Below are 3,445 nucleotides of genomic sequence, written 5' to 3' on the forward strand. Positions count from 1 at the left end.
CGTGCGGGATGATCTGCGTGCCGTTCGGCAGGTTCATGAGTTCACCCCCCCGTTCGTTGACCCATGTCCAGCCGCCCCGCCAATTGTCGGTGCCATTTGCGTTCGATCCGATCAGGCTGCCCAGAAACCCGAAAACACCACCGGTCATTCCGCCTGCCCCGGCAAGGGCGGCAAACCCCTTGAGCGCCTGAGCCTGCGCGATCTGGGCCAGCAGCTGCGCGAGCGCCTGGCGCGCCATGTCCGAGCCTTCGGTCGCGGCCAGGAAGAGATTGGCGATGGCGTTGCTGCCGCGCTCACCATTGTCCTGCAGCTCCTGCATGCGATCCGCCGCGTCCTCGGCGCCCTGAGCCGCCACGGAATAGGCAGAGGCCAATGTTTCGATCTGCGCTTCCAGCTCGGGCGTTACCTTGAGCCCCGCCTTCTGCACCGCCGTCATCAACTCCGCGCGTCTTCGGGCGTATTCGACCGCATCCGCGTAGGTCCGCCCCGAAGCCTCTGCCCTCTGAAAGGCTTCCGATTGTGTTTCGAGCGCGCGCGTTTCTTCGCGGATCGATGCGACGGCAGCGGCGTATTCATTCGGCTTGGCCTTGGCAGCGGCACCCCCGCCGGTTTTGCCCTTGCCCTTCCCATTGCCCTTGCCGCCGGTCGGGATGAAGACGGGCGGCACCCAGGTGTCGTTCTGCGGCTTCCACGTGGAGTCCTGCCGGCTCGACAGGATGCCGATGATCTCGTTTTCTTCTTCGTCCAGCTCGCGGAGCCTCTGAGCGACTACAGCCCGGGTCCGAGCACCATTCCGACCGCCCGGTGCCCCTTTCAGCAGCTCGGACTGGGCGACTTTCTCGCGCATGATCTCCGACTGGCGGTCCTGCAATGTACTGTCGCGCTGGTTCTGAAAGGACCGGAAGCCATCCAGGAAGTCGGAGAGAGATGCCGCAGCCGAGACGATCGCCGATTTCAAGGCGGTGCCGACAGTATTGGCGATCATGTTGAACTGACGATCCACCTCCGCGGCCTTGGCGATCAGTTCGTCATCCATCACGATGCCAAGTTCGTTGGCCCGGTCTATAGTGCGGCGGATACCAGCCTCTCCCTGATCCAGCAGCTCGACAAAGCGCTCCCCGGCGGACCCCCCGAACAATTCGTCGGAAATCCTGATCTGCGCAGCCTTGTCCATTTTCTGCAGCCGCCCGATGATTTCCAGCATAAGCTCCGAAGGGTCGGCCAACTTCTTCTTCAGCTCCTCCGCACCATAGCCGAGACGCTGAAAGGCTTCTGCGGCGGACCCTTGTCCCGTGAGGACGAACTCATCCGCCCGGAGCGACAGCTCCTTGAATCCGTCGGTCAGCGCGTCCACCCCGATCCGGTTCTGCTCGGCCACGAATTTCCATTCCTGGAACGCCTTGGCGCTCATCCCGGCGCGCTTGGCTTCATCGCCAACCGCCGCGACTTCGGTGGCGAGCCCGCGGACCCGGCTCGTTGCCTCTGACACCGCGGCCACCGCCGCACCGCCCAGAAAACCGCCCGCGAACACCGCTCCGAGCGACATCATCGAGGAGCGCATGCCGCTGGTCATGCGGCTCAGGCGAGCGCTGAAGCCCTTTGCCTCGCCGCTCGCCTTGTCGAGACCCGACTGGAAAGGCCCGATGTCCAATCCCAGGCGCGCGCGCAATGCGGCATTGGTCGGTGTGGCCATGTCACCCCTGCTGGCGCGCTCGCCAGTCCTCCAGCGTGATTTTCGGAAGCCGCGCAGCAAGGCTGCGCAGCGCAAATTCTGGATCCTGCGGCTCGTCGCGCTTCAGCAGCATCTTGAGCTTCGGCAGCTTGCGCTGTTTCCCCAGCGCAGCCGTCAGCCAGGCCTGCGTCAGCCGCGCATCCGCCTCACCCTGCAGGCGCCGACGCGCCCCGAGCATGTGTGACTGGTAAAGCCGCATCGTCAGGCCCCAGAAGGCCCCGGGATCGAAGCCTGCCGCGACATAAGCCTCAAGCATCGCCGTCCAGCCCGGTCGCCCGGCTCCGGGGCCTACTGCTTTTTTCGACGGCCCTTCGCGTCCTCCGGTGTGGCCGGCGCGGCCGCAGCAATAAGCCGACGCAGGATCGCACCGTCAGCCGAGAGGACATCGCCGGCTGTTTCGTGCTTGGCATCCGGATGGTGATGCTGAAGAGCGGCCCAGATCAACAGGCGCATTTCGGTCGCGCGGATCGCCCCGATTTCATAGCGCGCCAGCATGTCAAAGGAACTGATGCCGCCGGACGCATCCTCGAACGCGCACATGGCATTGAAGTCGAGGCGAAGGGTAAAGGTCGAGCCATTCGCGACTGCCTTCACCTCCCCGAGAAAGGAGTTCGTCATCAGGTCACAACCTGTTCGGAGAGCCGGAACGTCGCCGTCGCGGTCATCTTGTCCGCGATCGGTGCGGAGCGGGCGTAGGACTTCAGAAAGCCGGAATAGGTCTCCGGCGCGCCATCCTCCGTGAGGGTGATTTCGATGAGAACCTGTTCGCCGGACGCCTTGATTGCCAGAAGGAGGGTATCGGTCGGACTTCCCGGCACCAGATTGGTTGGAATCGCCACCTCGCCACCGTCGATCAGTCCGGAGATGAACTGCCGGCGGCGATCAGGCGATTTCATGTGCGTGACCTCGACCTCGTCCACCTGCTCATCCGGCAGATCGAGGTCGCCGACCAGTTCAAGCTCTGTCCAAGTCGGCCCCGTGCCGCGTCCGATGCGCACGGCGCTGCCGTAGCCGATCATGCCGTCAGCCATTATCTATCTCCACAATGAAGGTTAAAGTCAGCCGCGTTTCAGTGGCTGAAACGACGTGATGCGAAAGGTACTGATCAGGGTGCCGAGGGCACGCGATGCGCGGTCCTCGACCATGAGGCTGATCCCTTCCGGCTTGCAGATGGTGCTGGAGGTCAGGAAAGCCGCGAACAGGGCCTCCTCAATCACGGCAGCATCCAGATCGAGCTCGTCCTCGATCTCGTCGCCGCCGAGGCGTTTGACCACGACCTGAAGGAGCGTGCCGCGTTCGGTTGCACCACGCGCGGAGAGCGTGATCCGCTCGTCGGGTGTCACGACGCCGAGCACGGGCAACGTCTCCTCGTCGACTTTGCCGCGCCAGGCCGGCAGGATGGTAACCGACGCCAGGCGCGGCACCGCGGCAAGTGCCGCCCGCGCGGTGGAGCGGTAGGAGGAACGCCAGGCGCCCATCAGATATCTTCCGTCAGTTCGCAGAGGACTGCGGCATCGGCTGCCGGCGATCCCGATGGCCAGACATTCTGGATCCGGTAGCGCTTGCCATTTCTGGGCTCGATACGATCGCCCCGTGCGATCTCGGGAACGAGGTGCCGTTCGACCCGCCAGCTGGGCGACGTGACCAGGACCGCGACGCCTTCGCTGTTCTGAGCTTCGACCGGCGTTTCCCGGAAGATGGACTGCACCATCC

The 3,445-nt window shown here is 64.3% G+C and carries 6 protein-coding genes; all 6 read right to left on the bottom strand.

Translation table 11 applies throughout. The features are described 5' to 3' along the window. On the bottom strand, positions 1 to 1,693 hold a 1,693-nt coding region (locus tag RT513_RS20695; protein WP_313534554.1), incomplete at its 3' end, for a hypothetical protein. A gap of 1 nt (position 1,694) precedes the next feature. Next, positions 1,695 to 1,988: a hypothetical protein gene (locus RT513_RS20700; protein WP_290684767.1), complete on the bottom strand. Its 294-nt coding sequence runs from the start codon at positions 1,986 to 1,988 to the stop codon at positions 1,695 to 1,697. 32 nt (positions 1,989 to 2,020) lie between these two features. Continuing rightward, on the bottom strand, positions 2,021 to 2,350 hold the full coding sequence (locus tag RT513_RS20705) for a GTA-gp10 family protein (protein WP_290684765.1): 330 nt from the start codon (positions 2,348 to 2,350) through the stop codon (positions 2,021 to 2,023). After that, entirely contained in the window at positions 2,350 to 2,763 is a 414-nt protein-coding gene (locus RT513_RS20710) for a phage tail tube protein (RefSeq protein WP_290684763.1), read from the bottom strand. The genes RT513_RS20705 and RT513_RS20710 overlap by 1 nt, the downstream gene beginning before the upstream one ends. Before the next feature lie 27 nt (positions 2,764 to 2,790). Next, positions 2,791 to 3,210 (bottom strand): hypothetical protein, encoded by a 420-nt coding sequence (locus RT513_RS20715; RefSeq protein ID WP_290684761.1) that lies wholly within the window; start codon positions 3,208 to 3,210, stop codon positions 2,791 to 2,793. Then, the coding region (locus tag RT513_RS20720) for a hypothetical protein (protein WP_313534557.1) at positions 3,210 to 3,445 on the bottom strand (236 nt) is incomplete at its 5' end. The genes RT513_RS20715 and RT513_RS20720, both read right to left, overlap by 1 nt.

This window comes from Haematobacter sp., from assembly GCF_032102465.1.
In the GTDB taxonomy this organism is placed as follows: Bacteria; Pseudomonadota; Alphaproteobacteria; order Rhodobacterales; family Rhodobacteraceae; genus Haematobacter.

Bases quoted from the DNA above. Each gene is read 5' to 3' on its own strand.
- RT513_RS20710 (WP_290684763.1), bottom strand. From the start codon at position 2,763: ATGGCTGACGGCATGATCGGCTACGGCAGCGCCGTGCGCATCGGACGC.
- RT513_RS20715 (WP_290684761.1), bottom strand. From the start codon at position 3,210: ATGGGCGCCTGGCGTTCCTCCTACCGCTCCACCGCGCGGGCGGCACTT.
- RT513_RS20705 (WP_290684765.1), bottom strand. From the start codon at position 2,350: ATGACGAACTCCTTTCTCGGGGAGGTGAAGGCAGTCGCGAATGGCTCG.
- RT513_RS20700 (WP_290684767.1), bottom strand. From the start codon at position 1,988: ATGCTTGAGGCTTATGTCGCGGCAGGCTTCGATCCCGGGGCCTTCTGG.